The 21,284-nt window shown below is 59.8% G+C and carries 15 protein-coding genes and 1 pseudogene; 5 read left to right on the plus strand and 11 right to left on the minus strand.

The genetic code is table 11. From position 1 onward, the window contains the following. Positions 1-133: 133 nt before the first annotated feature. Positions 134-1,156, plus strand: coding sequence for a quinone-dependent dihydroorotate dehydrogenase (locus tag EC915_RS02355; protein WP_133748911.1), 1,023 nt, complete (start codon positions 134-136; stop codon positions 1,154-1,156). Between the two features lie 171 nt (positions 1,157-1,327). On the opposite strand, the gene rmf is transcribed toward EC915_RS02355, so the two are convergent. Further along, complete coding sequence (rmf, locus tag EC915_RS02360; RefSeq protein ID WP_133748912.1) at positions 1,328-1,543, minus strand: ribosome modulation factor; 216 nt, start codon at positions 1,541-1,543, stop codon at positions 1,328-1,330. Positions 1,544-2,122: 579 nt separating this feature from the next. Between rmf and rlmKL the strand changes: the two genes are divergently transcribed. After that, a complete protein-coding gene (gene rlmKL, locus EC915_RS02365; protein ID WP_133748913.1) occupies positions 2,123-4,393 on the plus strand; it encodes a bifunctional 23S rRNA (guanine(2069)-N(7))-methyltransferase RlmK/23S rRNA (guanine(2445)-N(2))-methyltransferase RlmL in 2,271 nt (756 codons plus the stop codon). A 79-nt stretch (positions 4,394-4,472) separates the two neighbouring features. Here rlmKL and EC915_RS02370 read toward each other — a convergent pair whose 3' ends face one another. From EC915_RS02370 to EC915_RS02385, 4 genes are all read right to left on the minus strand, one after another. Next, entirely contained in the window at positions 4,473-6,707 is a 2,235-nt protein-coding gene (locus EC915_RS02370) for a xanthine dehydrogenase family protein molybdopterin-binding subunit (RefSeq protein ID WP_133748914.1), read from the minus strand. A gap of 15 nt (positions 6,708-6,722) precedes the next feature. After that, complete coding sequence (locus tag EC915_RS02375) at positions 6,723-7,706, minus strand: xanthine dehydrogenase family protein subunit M (protein WP_133748915.1); 984 nt, start codon at positions 7,704-7,706, stop codon at positions 6,723-6,725. Next, positions 7,706-8,368, minus strand: a complete 663-nt coding sequence (locus EC915_RS02380; protein ID WP_133748916.1) for a (2Fe-2S)-binding protein — start codon at positions 8,366-8,368, stop codon at positions 7,706-7,708. Before EC915_RS02380 ends, EC915_RS02375 begins: the two co-directional genes overlap by 1 nt. Positions 8,369-8,751: 383 nt before the next feature. Continuing rightward, positions 8,752-9,816, minus strand: coding sequence for an NAD(P)-dependent alcohol dehydrogenase (locus EC915_RS02385; RefSeq protein ID WP_133748917.1), 1,065 nt, complete (start codon positions 9,814-9,816; stop codon positions 8,752-8,754). Positions 9,817-10,108: 292 nt separating this feature from the next. Here EC915_RS02385 and EC915_RS02390 point away from each other — a divergent pair, with 292 nt between their 5' ends. The 3 genes and pseudogenes from EC915_RS02390 to EC915_RS02400 form a co-directional block, all read left to right on the plus strand. Beyond that, positions 10,109-12,994, plus strand: coding sequence for an EAL domain-containing protein (locus tag EC915_RS02390; RefSeq protein ID WP_133748918.1), 2,886 nt, complete (start codon positions 10,109-10,111; stop codon positions 12,992-12,994). Positions 12,995-13,224: 230 nt separating this feature from the next. After that, positions 13,225-13,836, plus strand: coding sequence for a hypothetical protein (locus EC915_RS02395; RefSeq protein WP_133748919.1), 612 nt, complete (start codon positions 13,225-13,227; stop codon positions 13,834-13,836). A gap of 133 nt (positions 13,837-13,969) precedes the next feature. Further along, a pseudogene (locus EC915_RS02400) lies at positions 13,970-14,168 on the plus strand (IS630 family transposase); the annotation flags it as partial. 30 nt (positions 14,169-14,198) lie between these two features. On the opposite strand, the gene EC915_RS02405 reads toward EC915_RS02400, so the two are convergent. The 6 genes from EC915_RS02405 to EC915_RS02430 all read right to left on the minus strand — a co-directional run bounded on the left by EC915_RS02405 (position 14,199) and on the right by EC915_RS02430 (position 21,215). Continuing rightward, a complete protein-coding gene (locus EC915_RS02405) occupies positions 14,199-15,134 on the minus strand; it encodes a carbohydrate kinase (protein WP_133748920.1) in 936 nt (311 codons plus the stop codon). A 32-nt stretch (positions 15,135-15,166) separates the two neighbouring features. Continuing rightward, positions 15,167-16,648 carry a xylulokinase gene (xylB, locus tag EC915_RS02410; protein ID WP_133748921.1) on the minus strand — a complete coding sequence of 494 codons (1,482 nt, stop codon included), beginning with the start codon at positions 16,646-16,648 and terminating at the stop codon, positions 15,167-15,169. Positions 16,649-16,655: 7 nt separating this feature from the next. Continuing rightward, positions 16,656-18,173 carry a mannitol dehydrogenase family protein gene (locus EC915_RS02415; protein ID WP_133748922.1) on the minus strand — a complete coding sequence of 506 codons (1,518 nt, stop codon included), beginning with the start codon at positions 18,171-18,173 and terminating at the stop codon, positions 16,656-16,658. Between the two features lie 32 nt (positions 18,174-18,205). Further along, positions 18,206-19,309 carry an ABC transporter ATP-binding protein gene (locus tag EC915_RS02420; RefSeq protein ID WP_133748923.1) on the minus strand — a complete coding sequence of 368 codons (1,104 nt, stop codon included), beginning with the start codon at positions 19,307-19,309 and terminating at the stop codon, positions 18,206-18,208. A gap of 126 nt (positions 19,310-19,435) precedes the next feature. Next, on the minus strand, positions 19,436-20,269 hold the full coding sequence (locus EC915_RS02425; RefSeq protein ID WP_133748924.1) for a carbohydrate ABC transporter permease: 834 nt from the start codon (positions 20,267-20,269) through the stop codon (positions 19,436-19,438). Positions 20,270-20,279: 10 nt separating this feature from the next. Continuing rightward, the gene (locus EC915_RS02430; RefSeq protein ID WP_133748925.1) at positions 20,280-21,215 is read right to left on the minus strand and encodes a carbohydrate ABC transporter permease; all 936 of its coding nucleotides are present in this window, start codon (positions 21,213-21,215) and stop codon (positions 20,280-20,282) included. Positions 21,216-21,284 lie beyond the last annotated feature (69 nt).

Consider the following 21,284-nt stretch of genomic DNA (forward strand, 5'->3'; position numbering starts at 1 on the left):
AGGTTTTCGACCCGGTCTGGATTTCCCAACGCCATAAATGGCCACGCGAAGTTGCCGACATATCTCGCGCTCCTCCCTCTTGCACGTCTATAATCCGCGGCTGAATTCAGCCCCAAACGAGCCGCGCCCGCCCATGTATAATCTGGCCCGCCAGTTACTGTTCAAACTCTCACCGGAGAGCTCTCACGATCTGTCCATCGACCTGATCGGCGCAGGCGGTCGCCTCGGAATAAATGGCCTGTTCAACAAGGCGCCTGCGCGGCTGCCAGTGACGGTCATGGGTTTGCAGTTTCCCAATCCGGTCGGGCTGGCTGCCGGTCTGGACAAGAACGGCGCAGCTATCAATGGGTTTGCCCAGTTGGGTTTCGGTTTCGTTGAAATCGGCACTGTGACTCCGCGTCCGCAGCCGGGCAATCCAAAACCGCGAATTTTCCGATTGCCTCAGGCCGAGGGCATTATCAACCGCATGGGCTTCAACAACCTGGGTGTCGATAATCTCGTCAACCGTGTGCAGGCCGCCAGTTACAATGGCGTGCTGGGCATCAATATCGGCAAAAACTTCGATACCCCGGTGGAGCGTGCCGTAGACGATTACCTGATCTGTCTGGACAAGGTCTATGCCCATGCCAGCTACATCACGGTCAATGTCAGCTCTCCGAACACGCCGGGGCTTCGCAGCCTGCAGTTCGGTGATTCGCTCAAGCAGCTGCTCCAAGCCCTGCGGGCGCGTCAGGAGTCGCTCACTCTTGCACACGGCAAGCGTGTCCCATTGGCAATCAAGATTGCCCCGGACATGAGTGATGAAGAGACCGTGCTGGTGGCCAGTGCGCTGCTGGAGTCAGGAATGGATGCGGTGATCGCGACCAACACCACCCTCAGCCGCCAAGGCGTTGAAGGCCTTCCCCATGCCGATGAAGCTGGCGGGCTGTCGGGCGCTCCGGTCCGCGAACAGAGTACGCATATCGTCAAGGTGCTGGCGGGTGAGCTGCGTGGGAAACTGCCGATCATTGCCGCAGGGGGTATTACTGAGGGCAGGCACGCTGCCGAGAAGATCGCTGCGGGTGCGAGTCTGGTGCAGATCTATTCGGGCTTCATTTATAAGGGGCCGACGCTGATCGGTGAAGCAGTGGACGCCATCGCCGCCATGGGTCATTAACGCATTGCAGAAATCGCTGACGCAAAAAGAGGGGTTCCGTGGTGGAACCCCTCTTGGGCGTCTGGCCCGCCGCCCGGGTGGGGCGTGCATGTTTAACTAATTACAGCGCAGATTGTCGATTGAAGCCTGAGTATCCAATGAGTCGAAAAAGTACCTTTGGTAATAGGAGTGTCATCCGACCGCGTGAAGTTCGTTGAGCCTGTGTATACCCGCAGTGCCGGTCATACCGTCCCAGTTGTCGCCGCGTCCTTCTCGCCAGCCATTAATCCAGGCCTGGCGCACCGACGGTAGAGTAAAGGGGCAAAGCTCACGGGATTTACCAGTTACGCCGTATTTATATCCGCGCGAAAATGCTCTTTCCAACGGATCACGCTTAAGTCTTCTCATAGGGTGTTGCCCTCGTTTGTTGACTGTTTTTCCCTGGAGACCCCATGTTGAGGTCGGGCAGAATCGTCTGCCTTTGGATACCCGCTGCCGGCGTCGCGGGTGCTGGTGCCATCGTCATTGCGACGATGGCCTGAGGTGATTTCTAACCAATGCATCAGGCGCTGTGAATGACCGTTTTGTCATAAGAAAGTAACTGTTGAGAGCTTGAAACCATAAGCTGTGTTGCGTTTCGAGTGATGTTTCGCTGTAAGGGCCCCTGTTCTGAGGGGGTTGATAACATCTGCGACTCATTCTCAAAGACCGATGGTAGCTGTTTGACCCCAGCTGGAAATCGACGAAGGGTCATCTCCGTGACTATTTACCGCTACCGCTACCGTTGTCGGGCTGAATACTGGTTTTTTAAGATCTGCACGCCCACCGGATATACCCGGCAGGCATAACTGCCGCATTCGAAATGTATCGTTGCGGTAGCCGGCACAACCTGTGTGCCACGCAGGCGTTCTCCATGAAAGGCGTCTGTTGCAATCGGGTCGGACGATGCGTTGTCCCGCCACTCAAGCCCAAGGCTCTGGAATACTCATGTCGGACCGTTACGAACTCTTCCTCACTTGTCCCAAAGGCCTTGAAGGGCTGCTCGCTGAGGAGGCTACCGCGCTTGGCCTTCAGGAAACCCGCGAACACACCTCGACCATTCGTGGCAGCGCCGACATGGAAACCGCCTATCGGCTATGCCTGTGGTCGCGCCTGGCGAACCGCGTGCTGCTGGTGCTCAAACGTTTCCCCATGAAGGATGCCGAGGACCTGTACCACGGCGTACACGATATCGAGTGGGCCGATCATCTGGAGGCGGATGGCACCCTGGCGGTCGAGTTCAGCGGTCACGGCTCGGGCATCGATAACACTCACTTCGGCGCCTTGAAGGTGAAAGACGCTATCGTCGACCGGCTGCGCACTGCTGATGGCTCGCGCCCGTCGATCGACAAGCTCAACCCCGACCTGCGGGTGCACCTGCGCCTTGACCGTGGTGAAGCCATTCTGTCCCTGGACCTGTCCGGCCATAGCCTGCACCAGCGCGGTTATCGCCTGCAGCAAGGTGCGGCACCGCTGAAAGAAAACCTCGCTGCGGCGATTCTCATCCGTTCGGGCTGGCCACGTATCGCTGCCGAGGGCGGCGCACTGGCCGACCCCATGTGCGGCGTGGGTACCTTCCTGGTCGAAGCCGCCATGATCGCTGCCGATATGGCACCCAACCTCAAGCGCGAGCGCTGGGGCTTTTCTGCATGGCTGGGTCACGTCCCGACGCTGTGGCGCAAGCTGCACGACGAAGCCCTGGCGCGTGCCGAGGCAGGTCTTGCCAAAACGCCCTCGTGGATTCGCGGCTATGAAGCCGACCCGCGATTGATTCAACCGGGCCGCAACAACGTCGAACGCGCTGGTCTTTCGGACTGGATCAAGATCTACCAGGGCGAAGTCGCCACCTTCGAGCCACGCCCGGACCAGAACCAGAAAGGCCTGGTGATCTGCAACCCTCCCTATGGCGAGCGCCTGGGCGACGAAGCGAGCCTGTTGTACCTCTATCAGAATCTTGGTGAGCGTCTGCGTCAGGCCTGTCTGAACTGGGAAGCGGCGGTGTTCACCGGCGCTCCTGAACTGGGCAAGCGCATGGGTATTCGCAGTCACAAGCAATATGCGTTTTGGAACGGTGCCTTGCCGTGCAAGCTGCTGCTGATCAAGGTGCAACCGGATCAGTTCGTTACTGGCGAGCGTCGCACGCCCGAGCAGCGTCAGGCCGAGCGCGAGCAAGCGGCGTACGATCAGACCCCGGATGAGCCTCAGGAACGCAAGTTCAACAAGAACGGAAACCCGATCAAGCCAGTGCCAGCCCCGGCGCCGGTGATCGAGCAGCCACGCTTGAGCGAAGGCGGGCAGATGTTCGCCAATCGGCTGCAAAAGAACCTCAAGGCGCTGGGCAAGTGGGTCAAGCGCGAAGGCATCGATTGCTACCGCGTGTACGATGCCGACATGCCTGAATACGCAATGGCCATCGACCTGTACCACGACTGGGTTCACGTCCAGGAGTACGCTGCGCCGAAGTCCATTGACCCGGAAAAGGCCTCGATCCGCATGTTCGATGCGTTGGCAGCCATTCCGCAGGCATTGAACATCGACAAGAGTCGTGTAGTGGTCAAACGCCGCGAACGCCAGAGCGGTACCAGACAGTACGAACGCCAGAGCGCTCAGGGCACGTTCAATGAGGTCAACGAAGGTGGCGTCAAGCTGTTGGTCAACCTGACCGACTATCTGGACACCGGCCTGTTCCTCGATCACCGCCCAATGCGTATGCGCATCCAGCGTGAGGCGGCGGGCAAGCGTTTCCTCAACCTGTTCTGCTACACCGCGACCGCCAGCGTGCATGCAGCCAAGGGCGGGGCGCGCAGCACCACCAGTGTCGACTTGTCGAAAACCTACCTGGACTGGGCGCGTCGCAACCTCTCGCTCAACGGATTCTCCGACAAGAACCGGCTGGAGCAGGGCGATGTGATGGCTTGGCTGGAAGCCAGTCGCGATGAATACGACCTGATCTTCATTGACCCCCCGACTTTCTCGAATTCCAAGCGTATGGAAGGCGTGTTCGATGTACAGCGCGATCAGGTGCAACTGATCGACTTGGCCATGGCGCGTCTGGCCAGCGGCGGAGTGCTGTACTTCTCCAACAACTTCCGCAAATTCCAGCTGGAAGAAAACCTTGCCCAGCGCTACACCGTCGAAGAGATCACGTCGCAGACGGTCGATCCGGATTTCGTCCGAAACGGCAAGATTCACCGTGCCTGGAAAATCACGTCCCGTTAAGCCGGGACCGCATAGCCCATGACGCCGATCCGCAAAGGAGCGTCATGGGCCTGTGTACAAGGCGCACTGTTGAGTGGATTCAGGCACTCATCGTCGGTGGCAGGTCCATCAGTTTGTCGAGGGTAATCGGCAAGTCGCGAATCCGTTTGCCTGTGGCATGCGACACGGCATTCGCCACCGCCGCTGCCAGCCCAGTGATGCCAATTTCACCGATCCCCCGCGCACCGAACTCATTGAGTGCATAGTCGGGGTAGTCCAGCAGGATCACGTCGATCTCCGGCTGATCGGCGTGCACCGGGACCACGTATTCGGCGTAATTGTTATTCACCGGCATGCCGTTGCGTTCATCGAAGTCAGTGGCCTCGAACAAGGCCATGCCCACGCCCATGACGATCGCGCCCTCGACCTGATTGAGCGCAGTCTTTTGATTGATCACCTTGCCCACATCGATGGCACTGACCACTCGCGCCACCCGCAGCCTGGAAATACCCGGATCCCAGCGGACTTCGACGAAGTGCACCCCGAACGAGCGGAACGAGTGCTTGCTGGTGTCGTTCATCCCGGTCCTGGCTTCACCGAAGGCGCTGGCCTGCTTCTGAGCGTTGAGCACCTCGGTAATGGCGAAGTTTTTTCCGCCTCTTTTCAGCTGTCCTTGTTCAAAACTGACCTGATCGACGCTGGTCCCGGCGAACACGCCCTTTGGCGCCGTGGAGAAGGCCTTCAATTGCTCGATCGCCTGACGCGTTGCCTCGGCAATCGCCGGCAATACGCTGGCTGTTGCCCATGAACCGCCAGATACCGGGGCAGGCGGGAATGACGAGTTGCCCAGCTCCACTTCGATCTTGTCCAATGCGATCCCGGTGATGCTGCTGACCACCTGAGCAACGATGGTGTATGTCCCGGTGCCGATGTCCTGAACGCCGCAGATCGCATAAGCTGTGCCATCAGCGCGCAGTGAGACCTGCGCCTCGGCTGGCGTGCGGTAGGCATCCCAGTTACAGGCGGCCATGCCGTAACCGATGATTTCATTGCCATCTTTCATGGAGCCCGGTCTGGAATCTCGCTTGCTCCAGCCAAAGCGCTCCGCCGCTTGATCGATGCATTCCTGCAGGTGGTTGCTCGACCACGGCAGGTTCTGGCTTTCGTCACGCTCGGACACATTGAGTTTGCGCAGTGCCAGCGGATCCATGCCAATCTCGCTAGCCATTTCATCCATGGCCGACTCGAGCGCGAACAGCCCCGGTGCCGCGCCGGGCGCGCGCATGGAGGTGGGCGTACCGCGATTGACTTCGATGGTCTTGTGAGTCACCAGGACATTGGCGCAGCTGTAGAGACTCTTGGTCGAGGTGCCGCAGTTCTCCTTGTACGGATCGGTAAAGGAGGTGCTATTGATCGACTCATGTCGCAGTGACACCAGCTTGCCCTTGTCATCCGTCGCCAGGCGCATGCGCTGGCGGGTTTCTGGACGATGACCGGTGGTGGTGAACATCTGCTGACGGGGTACCACCAGTTGTACCGGTCGGTTGAGGGCTCTGGCAGCGCCGCAGGCAGCGACCGAGTGCGGCCAGATCCACAGTTTGCTGCCGAACCCCGAGCCGATGAACGGCGCGCGAACTTCGACCTTTTCCGGGATCAGGCCGAAAATCTTCGCCAGCGAGTTGCGATGCGCGACAACGCCCTGAGTGGCTTCGTAGACGATCAATCGACCGTCCTCCCAGTTGGCAACCGTGGCGTGCATCTCCATAGGGTTGTGGGTTTCCACCGGCGTGGTATAGGTCACGTCAATGCTGTGAGTGGCCTTGTCGAACGCCGCACTGGCGTCGCCACGACTGTGATTGGGGCTGCCGTCCTGGGGTTTGCCGGCCTTCATGCCCTGATCCAGATTGGCCACCGCAGCGGTCTTGTCGTAGCTGACCTTAATCTTGTAAGCCGCTGCCCGCGCGTGTTCAAAGGTGTCAGCCACTACCAGTGCGACGAACTGCCCGGCGTAGTACACGGTTTCGTCCTCGAACGGCAGTCGGCTCTCATCGGACTTGGCAGCCTTGAGGATTTGCGCCATGGACATCGGCAGCGCCGAGTTGTGATACAGCTGCACAAAGTTGCCGTGGTGGAAGATTTCCAGCACCCCAGGCGACGTGCGCGCAGCATCCAGCGCCAGCGCGGTGATCGTGCCGCTGGCGACGCTGCTGAAAACGCCATACCCGTAGGCCATGTTCTGCAGATGATGATCCGAAGCGTACATCGCGGTGCCGGTGATTTTCTGTCGACCGTCGATCCGGCGCGGCGCTGAGCCGATCATGCTTGAGTCCGTCATTTTTCATCCTCCCGATCAGGCCGTCAGAGTGCTCAGGTTGCGCACGATGGCCTGCTGCCCGAGGGCAATCTTGTAGGCGTTATGGCGATAAGGTTTAGCGCCTTGCAGGGCGATGGCCGCGGCCTTCTCCATGTTGTGTGGTGTGAGGGTCACGCCCTTGAGCGCGTGCTCTGCCTCCAGAGCCCTCCATGGCCGGGTGCCCACGCCGCCCATGGCGATGCGCACCTCGCCAACCGTAGTGCCGTGCATTACCAGAATCACCGCGCTGGAGGCCAGGGCGAACTGGTAGGAGGCCCGGTCGCGCAGTTTCAGGTAGCCGGATTTGCTGTTTGCCAGGGGCGCATCGAGCAACACGTGGGTGATCAGCTCGTCGTCTTGCAAGGCGTGTTCTTTCCATGGCGTGGAGCCGGGCAGCAAATGGAAATCCAGAAAATCGATGCTGCGCTTGCCTTTGGCCCCCTGAACTTCAATCCTGGCGCCAATCGCTGACAGGGCCACACACATGTCCGACGGGTGCGTGGCGATGCATTGATCACTGGTGCCAAGCACGGCGTGCACGCCGCGGTTATGACCCTCGATGGCCGCGCAGCCGGAGCCGGGCTCACGCTTGTTGCAGGGCGAATAACCGTCCCGGAAATAGTTGCAACGCACCCGCTGCATCACGTTACCGGCGGTAGTCGCCTTGTTGCGCAACTGCGTCGTCGCGCCTGATAGCAACGCCTGCGACAGCACCGGGTAATGCTCGACGATGTAGGGGTGGTGGGCGAGGGCAGTGTTGGTCACCAAGGCGCCGATCCGCACGCTGCCATCCTTCTGCACCTCAATCTGCTTAAGGGACAGGCGGTTGACGTCGATGACCTGATCAGCCTGCATGACGTCGAGCTTCACCAGATCCAGCAGCGTAGTGCCGCCGGCGAGAAAAAACGCTGTCTGGCTCTTCGAATGGGTGTTGACGGCCTGCTCGATGCTGCCGGCGCGAATATAATCCAGGGCTCTCATCAGCTCACCTCCTGCAGCTTGATTCTCGCGCTCTGGATCGCCGCCAGAATGTTCTTGTAGGCGCCGCAGCGGCAGATATTGCCGCTCATGGCCTCGCGCACGCTGTGATCGTCACTGCCGATGTTCTGATCCTGCAGCATGGCCACGGCGCTCATGATCTGACCGCTGGTGCAGTAACCGCACTGGTAGGCGTCGTGCTCCCAGAACGCTTCCTGCACAGGATGCAGCTTGCCGTTTTGCGCCAGGCCTTCGACAGTAGTGATCTCATCGCCTTCCTGCATGGCTGCCAGCGAGAGACACGAATTGATGGCGCTGCCGTTGACATGCACAGTGCAGGCGCCGCACTGGCCGTGGTCGCAGCCCTTCTTGGTGCCAGTCAGTTGCAGGCGGTCGCGCAGGACATCCAGCAGGGCCGCATTGCCCGGCAGGTTCAGTGTGTGGGCCTGGCCGTTTACCCTGAGCGTCATGCGCCGCTCATCCCTTGCCGGGGCGTCAGCGTCGTCAGGGACGGCAGCCTGGGCTTGCAGAGCCTGGGCCCACATCGGGGCCGTGGCGGCGGCCAGTCCGGAGACTCCCATGGATTTGAGGAAGTGGCGTCGCGAGGGCACGGCGAAGGCCGAAAGATCGGGCGCAGGTTCTTGTTTATCAGGCTGATCGGTCATGAAGGGTTCCTCGTCAGCATTGGGTCATGCCGGCGCCGACGGTGGGCGGTGCGCAGGCGTGTGCGGCGGTGCGAGATTCAGGCTGTCTAAGATAATCAATGTGCATGCGGCGTATTGCTTCGAATAACTGCATACACTTTTGAGCGTTTCTCTCTAATCCACGGCGCAGCTTGAGTGAGAAGCATTGGTGTCGGGGCCGAAGGGTACTGGCTTCTGACGGAGCGAAAGAAAAGGCGGGGCTGCGTACGCTGGGGGCAGTGGCACAAGGATTGAGACCGGTGGCCGTGCAGTTGGTTGCGGATTTTTCGAGGAGGAACAAGGTGTGTTCAGAGAACGGGCCGGGTCAGGCGGAGCGCGTCCGCCTGACCCGGTGAGCTACAGACTCAAGCCGCCGAGGCTTGCCCCTTGAGCGTCGCCATGTCGATGACGAAGCGATACTTCACGTCGCCCTTGATCATGCGCTCATAGGCTTCGTTGATGTCCTTCATGTGGATCATCTCGATGTCGGAAACGATGCCATGCTTGGCACAGAAATCCAGCATTTCCTGGGTTTCCTGAATCCCGCCTATCAGCGAACCCGCCAGGCTGCGACGTTTGAAGATCAGGTTGAACACGCTTGGAGAAGGATGCGGGCTGTCTGGCGCACCGACCAGGGTCATGGTGCCGTCGCGTTTGAGCAGGTTGAGGAACGCATCCAGGTCGTGTGGCGCAGCCACGGTGTTAAGGATGAAATCCAGCTTGTTGACCTGGGTGGCCATTTCGTCAGGATTCTTCGACACGATGACTTCGTCGGCGCCCAGACGCAGACCGTCTTCGCGCTTGTTCGGCGAGGTGGTGAACAGCACCACATGCGCACCCATCGCGTGGGCAATCTTCACCGCCATGTGACCCAGACCGCCGAGGCCGACGACACCGACTTTCTTGCCGGGGCCGACCTTCCAGTGATGCAGCGGCGAGTAAGTGGTGATCCCTGCGCAGAGCAACGGAGCGACCGCTGCCAGGTTGTCGGTGTGGGAGATCTTCAGCACGAATTTCTCTTTCACCACGATCTTGTCGGAATAACCGCCGTAAGTGTTTTCCCCGCCGAAAACCGGCCCGTTATAGGTGCCGGTAAAGCCGTTTTCGCAGTATTGCTCGTCACCTTCTGCACAGGATGCACAGTGCTGGCAGCTGTCGACCATGCAGCCGACACCAGCCAGATCGCCGACCTTGAAGTTTTTGACGTTGGCGCCTACTGCCGTGACCTTGCCAACGATTTCATGGCCGGGCACCGATGGGTACAGGGTGTTGTTCCATTCGTTACGGGCGGTATGCAGGTCCGAGTGGCACACGCCGCAGAACAGGATGTCAATCTGCACGTCGTCGGCACCCGGGTCGCGGCGCTCGATCTGGAAGGGAGCCAGTTTGTCCGTCGATTTTTGCGCGGCATAGCTGTAAGTCTTGATCATTTAGGATCATCTCCAGTGGGCAAAATTTATCGGTCACAGCATTCAGAGACAGGCAAGATCATTCAAAGGTCAATGATTGATCGCCATTCTTCGAGGACGCCGGTTCTGCCCGGCATTCCGGAAAACCTTTCATTTCACCGGCGGTTGGCCGATAAAGAACCGAGACTCAAGTGAAATGACGTGAAATTTCGTTTTTCTGTCGTTAACAGACAGCAATGACGCATATGGCGCTTGCAACACTCTGTCAGACCCCATGAAGATAGCCCAGTCCCACGCTGGCAATGGAGCGCCTATGAATTCTCATGTCATAAACCCCATTCAGCGTTCGCAAGATGCCGAGGAAAAGGCGTTGAATCACACACGTGACGGATCGGACAACGTCTCATCCACAGCTGACGAACACTCCCTGGAAGCGTTGCTCAAGGCAGCGGCGCTCGCCGCACCCGACCTGACCTGGGCTGCCTATCGTGCCAATCAGCGTATGCATTTGTTGGGGCAGGGCGATGCCTCCACCGACTGGCCACGGCACATTCCCCGGGAAGACTTTGACGACTTCTGTCGCGATCATGGCTTGCAGCGCTGGGTTACAGGCCAGGGCGAGGCGCCGCTGGGGTGGCTGCTCGCCCCTGAGCGTGAATCAGGCAATCCGTTTCTGGTGGCGTTGGCAGGCAGACTGGGGTTGCGTTTGCAAAGCGATGCGCTGGCCCGCGCCCAGGCCACGCAGCGAGTGTTGTACCAGATCACCTATCTGGCCAGTTCGACCCGCGACCGCTCTGCGTTTCTGCACGGCGTGCATCAACAGCTGGCGACGCTGATAGATGCCGAAAACTTCTATATGGCGCTGTACGAGAGCCAAAGCGGTAGGGTCACTTACCCTTATTACATCGACATCACCGACGTGGAGGCCCTCGAAGCCGAGACCCACGAGTTTCTCGACCCGCAGCGGCTGTCGATGACTGGCTACGTGCTGACCACCGAGCAACCATTGTTCGTTGATGCCGCGGCTATCGAGCGCGCCCAGGAGGCAGAGCGCTTTCATTGTCTGGGCCACCGCCCCGAGTTCTGGATGGGCGCGCCGCTGAGAAATGCCTCGGACGATGTGTTCGGAATGCTCGCGATGCAGGTCTACGACGTATCGCGGGTGTATAGCGTCGAAGATCAGGAGTTGTTTCTGGTGGTCGCTCGCCATGTGGCCATGGCTCTGGACCGTATCCTGCATCGTGCTCAGCTGGAAGAAACCGTGGCGCGCCGCACCCTTGAATTGTCGCGCCTCAACGACGCCCTGAGGAGCGAGGTCGCCGACCGAGAGCGCGCCGAGCATTTGCAAAGCGCGCTGTTCCAGATTGCCGAATTGTCCAGCCAGCCCGGGGACATGACCGACCTGTTCAAGAGCCTGCATGGCATCGTCGGTGAGTTGCTGTTCGCGCTGAACTTCTATATCGCATTGTTCGATGACGCGACCGGTGAGGTGACCTTTCCCTACTATGTCGACGAGCGTCTGACCCGGCGCCCGGACCCGCGACGGGGCGAGCGTGGATTCACCGAATACGTCATCCGCCAGCGGCGTCCCTGTCTGATCGACAGTGTCGAGGCCCGGCGCCTGGAAAGCATTGGCGAGATTACCATCCAGAACGAGATCAACCGCTCATGCTCGTGGCTGGGCATCCCCATGTTCGACGACGATGGGGTGCGCGGCGTATTGGCGGTGCAGAGTTATTCACCTCACGTCAGTTACTCGCTACGCGATCAGGACCTGCTGACGTTTGTCTCGCGGCACATTGATACCGCGCTGTCGCGGCGCAGTGCCGCCGAGGCCATTCATATGGCCAACGTGCGCCTTGAGGCCCGGGTGCAGGACCGGACCCGCGAGCTGGACTACGCCAACGCCAAGCTCCAGCACGAGAATGCTCACGATTCGCTGACCGGCCTGCCCAATCGCAGCCATTTGCAACAGCGCCTGCGCATGGCATGGGAGGATGTCTGTACCCACGGCCAGGAACTGGTAGTGATGTTCATCGACCTGGACCGCTTCAAAATGGTCAACGACAGCCTGGGTCACCACTCCGGTGATCTGCTGCTGATTCAGGCCGCTGAGCGTCTGCGCAGTTGCATGCGCGAAAGCGATCTGCTGGCCCGGTTGGGCGGAGACGAGTTTGCGGTGCTGGCTTACGCGGCGCCACCGGACATCACGGTGGCCATCGCCGAGCGCATCCTGCTGGCGTTCGATGTGCCTTTCTACATCGACGGTCATGCGGTGTTTTCCTCGTGCAGCATCGGCGTCGTCGGCGCTGATCTGCAGTTTCATAAGGAACCTGCCGACCTGCTGCGTGATGCCGACACGGCGATGTACCGTGTCAAGAACGCCGGGCGTGACAGTTATGCGGTATTCAATCAGGAAGTCCGTCGCGAGGTCTCCGACCAGATGGAGCAGGAGGGTGCGTTGCGTAACGCCCTCAAGCGTACCAACGAATTGCTGCCGTACTTCCAGCCGATCATCGATGTGACCACCGGCAGGATACTGGCCCTGGAAGCGCTGATTCGCTGGCATCAGCCCGACGGTCGGGTCATTGCCCCCGGGCTCTTTCTGCCAGCGTTAGAGGGCCTGCGCCTGATCGGCCGGTTGGACTTTTATATGCTGCAGCGGGTGGTGTCGATGTTGTCCGAGCCCCGTCATGCCCACTGGCCCACCGTGCATGTGAACTGTTCGAGCTACAGCATCAGCCGGCCGGAGTTCGCCGGTGAGGTGCTGAGCCTGCTCGCCCAGCACGGCGTGGCGCCGTCGCGCATTTGCCTTGAATTGACCGAAGGTGCACTGGTGGCCGAACCGGAACTGGCGCGTCAGGCGATGAAGCATCTGGCGGACAATGGGGTCTCAACGGTCCTCGACGATTTTGGTGCAGGCTTTTCGTCACTCAGCTACGTGCATCAGTACCATTTCAGCGGCCTGAAGATCGACAAGTCCTTCATTCTGGAGCTGACCAGCAGTTCGCGAAGCCGCGCGATCGTCCGGGCTATCGTGCGCATGGCCGAGTCGCTGGGGCTGACGGTGGTGGCCGAGGGTGTGGAGGACGCCGAGACGTTGCAGTTGCTCAGGGAGATGGGCGCGGGGCAGGCGCAGGGGTATTACTTCTCGATGCCGGTGCCTCAGGACCAGCTGGATCTGAGGGGACTGCTTTAATCTCGGACTGACGCGCATGGCTCGAAGGTGTCTGTCGCACCGACGCAATCTGCGGGCAGTGTGGCGACTGTCTGCCGCTTTCGGCTAATTCAGGCCGGTATTGCCGCGCGCCAGGACCTGTTGAATATCCGCGAAAGCTCTGGAACGTGGCTGGCCGTTGGTGTAGCGAAATGTGGCACTGCTTTTGCTGTTATCTGTATTGCATCGATAACCTGATAAGGAGGTGAAAGATGATCATCGGTAACAGTGCCATCCAGCAGTTAGTGTCGAAGGCCGTGGCTCACACGCAATTCGACACGACGGACAAGGATGCGTACACCAGTGCAATGGCTGGCGCTTCGCCGCCTGTTGCAGCGATCACGGACAGCACCGACAGTTCGAGCCAAAGCAGCACCGGTCAAGGCTATAACGAGTCTTTCGCGAAAATGATGGTGAACCTCAAGGCCGCCCTCGCCAACACCACCGCGTCGATTTCGGATAACGACAAAGCTGCTGCAGCGGCTGCGTTCTCGTCCAGCACCGACAAGCAAATTGCGGCGTCGGACAGCGTGAGCAAAACCGTCGACAGTGATATCGCTGCCGTCAACAGCAGTGACACCAGCTCTTCGGCAGGTTCATCGGTCAAAGAGCAGTTCCTGGCGTACATGAACCAGAGCGATGCCGAGAAGGTGCGTCAGCAGCTCACCGGCGTGAGCAAGGACCAGTACGACAGCATGACGCCGGAGCAGCAGGCCGCCGTCGACAAGAAAGTGGGTGAGTTGCAGAAAACCAGGCAAGATCAGCAGGTCGCTGAGCAAGAGGTCAAAACCAAGATCGCCATGGCGAAGGCGCAAATGGCTTGATGCATCGGTGGGACGGGTTTACGGGTGGATGAAGGGCAACGGTTTCGGCCGGTTGCCCCTTTTTATGGTCGGTTAACTGTCGGCGTTCAGACGCGTGCCAGTTTTCCAACGCTGCATCAGCCAAAAACGACAACTGAATTTGGTCGAGCGCTTTTTCTCAACGTTGAGCGAGAAGTGGGTCAAGCGACAGGCACACGTCAGCGTCAAAGATCTCGAGACTTGAGCGGTACCTGGACACCTACAACCAGAACCCGAAACCGTTTCGGTGGCACAAAAAAGCGGAAGACATTCTCGCCTCGGTCGCTCGAGCAGCACGAGCGTTAAGTGCGTGATTTTTTAACTGGTATTGCTGAAACACCACACTAGCTCACCTCACCCCGATACGGCAGATCCGGCCCCACCCGAGTGCAGGTCACGGCCGCCGCAGCCACCGCGAACTCGAGCATCTCAGTCAGGGTTTCGCGGCGGAGCGTTGTCAGACCGGAAGGATGATCGAGTTCGCGTTCCGTGAGAAAGGTGATCAGCGCGGCCTGAAAGGTATCGCCTGCGCCCACGGTGTCGGCTGTTTTGACTTCGCGAGCGGGCACCGACCATTGGTCAAGCTCACGGGTGAAGACGGTAGCGCCGCCGCGGCCACGGGTCATGATCACTAACTGGCAGTTATGCATGAGCCAGCCTTTGGCTACGGTCTCGGCCTCGATGTCGGGGTACAGCAAGTGCAGGTCTTCGTCGCTTACCTTGATGATGTGCGCATGCTCGGCAAATTTCGCCACTTGGGTGCGCCACAGATCAATGTCTGGGGCGGGGTTGAGGCGCACGTTCGGGTCGAAGGTGATCAGGCGCTTGCCGCTTTCGCGCTGTACCAGCGTCAGCAACGCGTCGGCCACAGGCTGTACGACCAGGGAAAATGAACCGACATGCAGACCGCGAATGTTGTCGTCCAGCGTCGGCAATTGTTCCACGGTCAGCAAGCGGTCGGCGCAGCCTTCGCCGCGAAAACTGTATTGCGGTGAACCGTCAGCGCCCACGGCGACCATCGACAGGGTAGTCGGCGCGTCGAAGTGGATCAGGAAGTCACCACACACGCCTTCCTTTTCCAGCACCGTGGTCAGGCGCCTGCCCAGAAAGTCGCTGGAAATCCCGGCGAACAAACCCGCGTTCACGCCCAGACGTCTCAGGCCTACGGCGACGTTGAACGGCGAACCGCCAGCAATGGCCTGATAACCGATGGTGTTGCCTTGTCCGCTGTCCGGCTGACTGAAAAAGTCGAACAACGCTTCGCCACAGACCAGATACATAGGTGCTCCGTTAAGGGCTGACGGCCTGCCCGTCAAATGCCCTGCAATTGATTGCGATAGTGCTGATAGACCGCATGATAAGCCGCAACGTGCTCGGCCACCGGTTGCGTTTCACTGCTGGCATCGAGGCTGACGCAGCGCTCGCACAACCCCTTAAGCGACTCGCCGTCGCCCTGGGCATGAGAATGACACCAGGCCGCCTGAATCGCCGCGCCCAGGGCTGCGGCTTCGCTGCCGGTGGTGCAGATGACCGGGGTGTCCATGATGTCGGCGACGATCTGGCGCCAGACCGCGCTTTTCGCACCGCCGCCGATCAAACGAATATCGGCACTCTTGATGCCGCTGTCGCGCAGCAGGTCCAGGCCGTAACGCAGACCAAAAGTAGTACCCTCGACCACCGCTCGACACAGGTTGGCCTGATTCAGGTTGGTGCTGTCCAGCCCCAGAATGCTGCCGGTGGCATGGGGCAGGGCGGGCACCCGTTCGCCATTGAGGAATGGCAACATCAGCACGCCCTGCGCGCCAATGGGCGATGAGGCGACGGCGGCGTTGAAGGCCCCGATGTCCAGCGCCAACAGTTCGCGGATGGCACTGGTGGCATTGGTCAGGTTCATCGTGCAGATCAGCGGCAACCAACCGCCCGAGGAAGAACAGAAGGTCGCCACCGAGGGGTGCGCGCTGACATTGCCCGCGTCGGCGAAGGCATAGACAGTGCCGGATGAACCCAGGCTCATGGTAATCGAACCCGGCGCAATGTTGCCGGTGCCGATGGCCCCCATCATGTTGTCGCCACCACCGCTGGAAACCAGCGCCTCGGGATTGAGGCCCAGACGCTGCGCAATCGCCGGAAGAATTTTACCGACCGCTTCATGTGCTTCCAGCAGCTGCGGCAATGCCCTGACCAGCCGACTGCTCGGGTCGATGTGTTGCAGGATCTCGACGTCCCACTGACGGGTGCGAACGTTGAAATAGCCGGTGCCGGACGCGTCGCCGAACTCACTGCAGCAACGTCCGGTCAGCCAGTAGTTGAGGAAGTCGTGGGGCAGCAGAATCTTGTCGATTCGGGCGAACAGCTCGGGGAATTGCTCTTTGGTCCAGAGCAACTTGGAGACGGTGTAGCCTGGCGCGATTGCAACGCCCAGACGCTGCAGCGAACCGGCTTCGCCGCCCAGATAGTCAAGCAAACGACCGTTCTGGGCAGCCGATTCGGTGTCGCACCACAACTTGGCCGGACGCAGCACATGGCCCATTTCATCAAGCATCACCAGACCGTGTTGCTGGCCGGATACGCCGATGCCCTGAATCTGCGCACCACTGATGCCAGCCTGCTTCAAGGCGGCGGCGGTGGCCTGCTCGAACGCATTGAGCCATTGCTGCACCTCCTGCTCGCGACGTCCGTTAGCGCCGCTGATCATCTGGTGCGCGGCCGAGCCTTCGCCCAGAACCTTGCCGCTGACGGCATCAAGCACAATTGCCTTGGTGCCTTGGGTGCCGCAGTCGATGCCGAGAAACATGCTCACCTCAGGCGGTTTTCACCAACAGGTTTTCCAGGGTTTTACTGACGCCCAGTTGCTTGAGGCTGGTCAGGTTCTTTTCGAACGAGGCGATGAACGCAGCGGATTTCGGAATCGCAGCGCCGAAGATTTCCTCCACATCGAGCAGGCGCTGCGTCACCAGCACATCGTCAGCCACCAGCGCCTTGCAGAAGTCGGCACGCGGATCGACGACCTTGTATGCGACGCCATTCTCGCCCTTGAAGTCGCCAGTCGTGTTGCCTTGCAGGTACAGCGCCCAGGCAGCGACCACCAGGGATGCACGGTCCATATTGCCGCTGTCGACGATCAGTCGGTTGATGGTTGGTACGGTGAACTTCGGAAACTTCGAGGAGCCATCGGAGCACACACGCTCCAGTTGGTCGGCAATCGCCTGGTTGGAGAAACGGTCGATCAGCGTCTGCTTGTAGTCGGTCAGATCGATGCCCGGCACCGGCGCCAATTGCGGGGTCACGTCCAGATCCATGTAGGTGCGAATGTAGTCGACGAATAGCCGATCGTTCATGGTTTCGTGAACGAAGCGATAGCCCTTCAATGCGCCGAGATAGGTCAGCGCCAGGTGGCTGCCGTTGAGCAGTTTGATCTTCATTTCTTCGTACGGTGTGACGTCATCGGTGAACTGCACACCCACCTTTTCCCAGGCCGGCCGGCCGTTGACGAACTTGTCCTCCAGCACCCACTGCACGAACGGTTCGCAGACCACTGGCCAGGCATCGTCGATGCCTTTTTCGTCATGCAGTTGCAGGCGGTGGGCGGTGCTGGTCATGGGCGTGATGCGGTCAACCATGGCGTTGGGGAAGCTGACATTCCCGGCGATCCAGTCATGCAGCGCGGCATCGCGCAGCCTGGCGAAGGCCAACAGCGCCTTGCGGGTGACTGCGCCGTTGTGCGGCAGGTTATCGCAGGACATCAGGGTAAAGGCAGGCGTGCCCTCGGCGCGGCGTCTGGCCAACGCAGCGCACAGGTAGCCGAATACGGTTTTCGGTGTCGCCGGGTGCTGCAGGTCGTACTGGATCTGCGGCAGTTGGCTCATGAACTCGCCGGTACTGTCGTCGATGCAGTAGCCGCCCTCGGTGATGGTCAGCGAGACAATGCGGATTTCAGGGCTGGCCAGCTTGTCGATCAGGGCGAGATCGTCGTCAGTGGACATCAGCATCTGGCCCATGGAGCCGATGATGCGGGTTTCGGTGTCGGGGGTATCGCCCAGCTCAAACAGCGTGTAGAGAAAATCCTGACCTTTCAACGCTTCGAAATTGCTGCGGTCTTCTTCGCGCAGACTGACGCCGCAGATGGCCCAGTCCAGAGCTTCGCCGCTCTTGTCCTTTGCCCCGAGAGACATCAATGCATCGGTGTAGAACGCCTGATGGGCACGGTGAAAGCCGCCAACGCCGATGTGGGCGATTCCCTGGCGGCGGTCCTCAAGGGAATAGGCTGGCAGTTCTATGCCGGCGCCCAGATTCAGCAGATTCTGTTTGTTGAGTTTCATGGCTAGGTTCTCTGATCTTGGTGTTCGTCGACTCAGGCAGCAGCCTGCAAGGCTTTGCGGATGACCTGGCCCTGCGCGTCGAACAGATGGCAATGGGTGCTGTCCAGGTGCAGGTTCAAGGCCTCGCCATACTGACTGGCCATATCGCCCCGGATACGCATGGTCAGGGACTCGCCGGAGGCTGTTCGCACATGACAAAACGTGTCGCTGCCCAGCCGTTCGCTGACGTCGGCGACCACCTGCAATTGGCAATCGCCCTCTGCGGCCAGCTCCAGATGTTCCGGACGAATACCCAGGGTGACTGCGTCGCCGACTTTTTGCTCGGCGTTAGTGAAAGGCAGGCTGACGGTGGCGCCTGCCTCCAGAGTGACCTCGCAGCCCGCGACATCCACGCGGCTGACCTTGCCCTTGAGAAAGCCCATCTTCGGCGTACCCAGAAAACCTGCAACGAACAGGTTGGCCGGGTGGTGATACAGCTCCAGCGGCGAGCCGACCTGCTCCACGCGACCGCCGTTGAGTACCACCACCTTGTCGGCGAGGGTCATGGCTTCGACCTGATCGTGGGTGACGTAGATCATCGTCGCCTCCAGCTCTTTATGCAGGCGCGACAGCTCAAGACGGGTTTGCACGCGCAATGCAGCGTCGAGGTTGGACAGCGGCTCGTCGAACAGGAAGATTTTCGGGTTGCGTACGATGGCCCGGCCAATCGCCACGCGCTGGCGTTGACCGCCCGATAACTGCTTGGGCTTGCGCTCCAGCAGCGGTCCCAGTTCGAGGATGCGCGCCGCTTCGGCGACTTTCTTTTCGACTTCGGCTTTCGGCGTGCCGGCCAGGTCCAGAGCGAAGGACAGGTTTTTGCCGACAGTCATGTGCGGGTAGAGGGCGTAGGTCTGAAACACCATCGCCAGATCACGCTTGGCCGGAGTGACCTGAGTGATGTCACGGCCATCGAGTTCGATGCTGCCGCCGGTGACGTCTTCCAGGCCCGCAATCAGGCGCAGCAGGGTGGATTTGCCACAGCCTGAGGGCCCGACGAAGACCACGAATTCACGGTCTTTGACCTCCAGGTCGATGCCTTTAATGATCTGGTGGCCGTCGAAGCCTTTTTGCAGATTTCTGATTGTCAGGTTAGCCATAGTGGGCTCCAGTCTTATTCTTCACATACATCAAAAGGGTGTTTGATTCACATGGCCGTGGACGCAAGATCGTTCCCAGGCTCCGCGTGGGCCCGCAGCCCCATGACGCTCTGCGTCAGCTGTTGATCATTTCACCGCTCCGAACGACAGTCCGCGCACCAGCTGTTTCTGGCTGATCCAGCCGAAAATCAGAATGGGCGCACACGCCAGCGTCGACACTGCCGACAACTTGGCCCAGAACAGGCCTTCGGGGCTTGAGTACGAGGCAATCAGTGCGGTCAGCGGCGCGGCATTAGACGAAGTCAGGTTCAGTGACCAGAAGGCTTCGTTCCAGCACAGGATCAGCGACAGCAATGCGGTGGACGCCAGGCCGCCCTTGCAGATCGGGATCAACACCTTGAAGATTTCCTGGCGAGTGGTGGCGCCGTCCAGTCGAGAGGCTTCGAGGATTTCGCCGGGAATGTCCTTGAAGTAGGTGTAGATCATCCAGACCACGATCGGCAGGTTGATCAGGGTGTAGATCACGATCAGTGCGATGCGCGAATCCAGCAGGCCGAAGGTCTTGGCCAGCAAATAGATCGGCATCAGCACCCCCACCGGTGGCAGCATCTTGGTCGAGAGCATCCACAGCAGTGTGCTCTTGGTGCGTTTGGTCTCGAAAAACGCCATGGAGTAGGCAGCCGGTACGGCGATCAGCAGGCAGAGGATGGTCGCGCTGAAGGAAATCAGGATCGAGTTCCAGGCGAAGTGGAAGTAATCGCTGCGCTCCTGGATGTGCAGGTAGTTTTCCAGGGTCGGCGTGAAGATGAACTGTGGCGGGGTAGCGAACGCATCCAGTTCGGTCTTGAAGCTGGTCAGCACCATCCAGAAGATGGGGAAGAAAATCAGTGCCGCGATCACCCACGATAAGGTGCCGAGCAGCACGCTTTGCAGGCGACGGGATTGTTTGAGCGTCATCATGACCTTGCCCTCAAGACTTGTCGGTGAGGTTTTTGCCGATCATCCGAATCAGGATGATGGCGGCAATGTTGGCGATGACCACGGCAATCAAGCCGCCCGCCGATGCCATGCCCACGTCGAATTGCAACAGCGCCTGGTTGTAGATCAGGTACGCAAGGTTGGTCGAAGCGAAGCCCGGACCGCCGTTGGTGGTGGTGAAGATCTCGGCGAATACCGACAGCAGGAAGATGGTCTCGATCATCACCACCACCGCAATTGGCCGCGCCAGGTGGGGCAGTGTCAGGTGCCAGAAGATCGCGATGGGGCCCGCGCCGTCCAGACGTGCCGCTTCTTTCTGTTCCTGATCCAGGGACTGCATGGCGGTCATCAGGATCAGAATGGCGAAGGGCAGCCATTGCCAGGAGACGATGATAATGATCGACAGCATCGGGTAATTGGCCAGCCAGTCGATAGGTTGCGCGCCGAATAGCTTCCACACTGCGGCAAGGATCCCGGACACCGGATGGAAAATCAGGTTTTTCCAGATCAGCGCACTGACGGTCGGCATGACGAAGAACGGCGAAATCAGCAGCACCCGAACGATGCCGCGACCGAGAAATTCACTGGCTTCCAGCAGTGCGGAAATCAGCACGCCGAGGATCACGCTGATGGCCAGCACGCTGACGACCAGCAACAGGGTATTCGTGGCCCCGGGGATAAAGCCCGAGTCGGTGACGAAGTACTCGAAGTTATCCAGGCCGACGAATTCGTTTTCGCCAGGGTTGAGCAGGTTGTAGCGGATCAGCGAGAAGTAGATCGTCATGCCCAGCGGGACGATCATCCAGACCAGCAGCAACAATACCGAAGGGCTGACCAGAAACCACCCGGGCTTGGTGACGCTGCCTTTGCCGGGATGATCTTTATCGTCGGCTGATGCCGAGCGAGAGGTTACGGTTGAGGTGTTCATGATGACTCCGGACCGGGGCGAACGCATAAGCGGGGCAGCAGCGGTGGGGAGCCGTCTGCTGCCTTGAAA

The organism is Pseudomonas sp. LP_7_YM (assembly GCF_004364435.1).
Lineage (GTDB): Bacteria > Pseudomonadota > Gammaproteobacteria > Pseudomonadales > Pseudomonadaceae > Aquipseudomonas.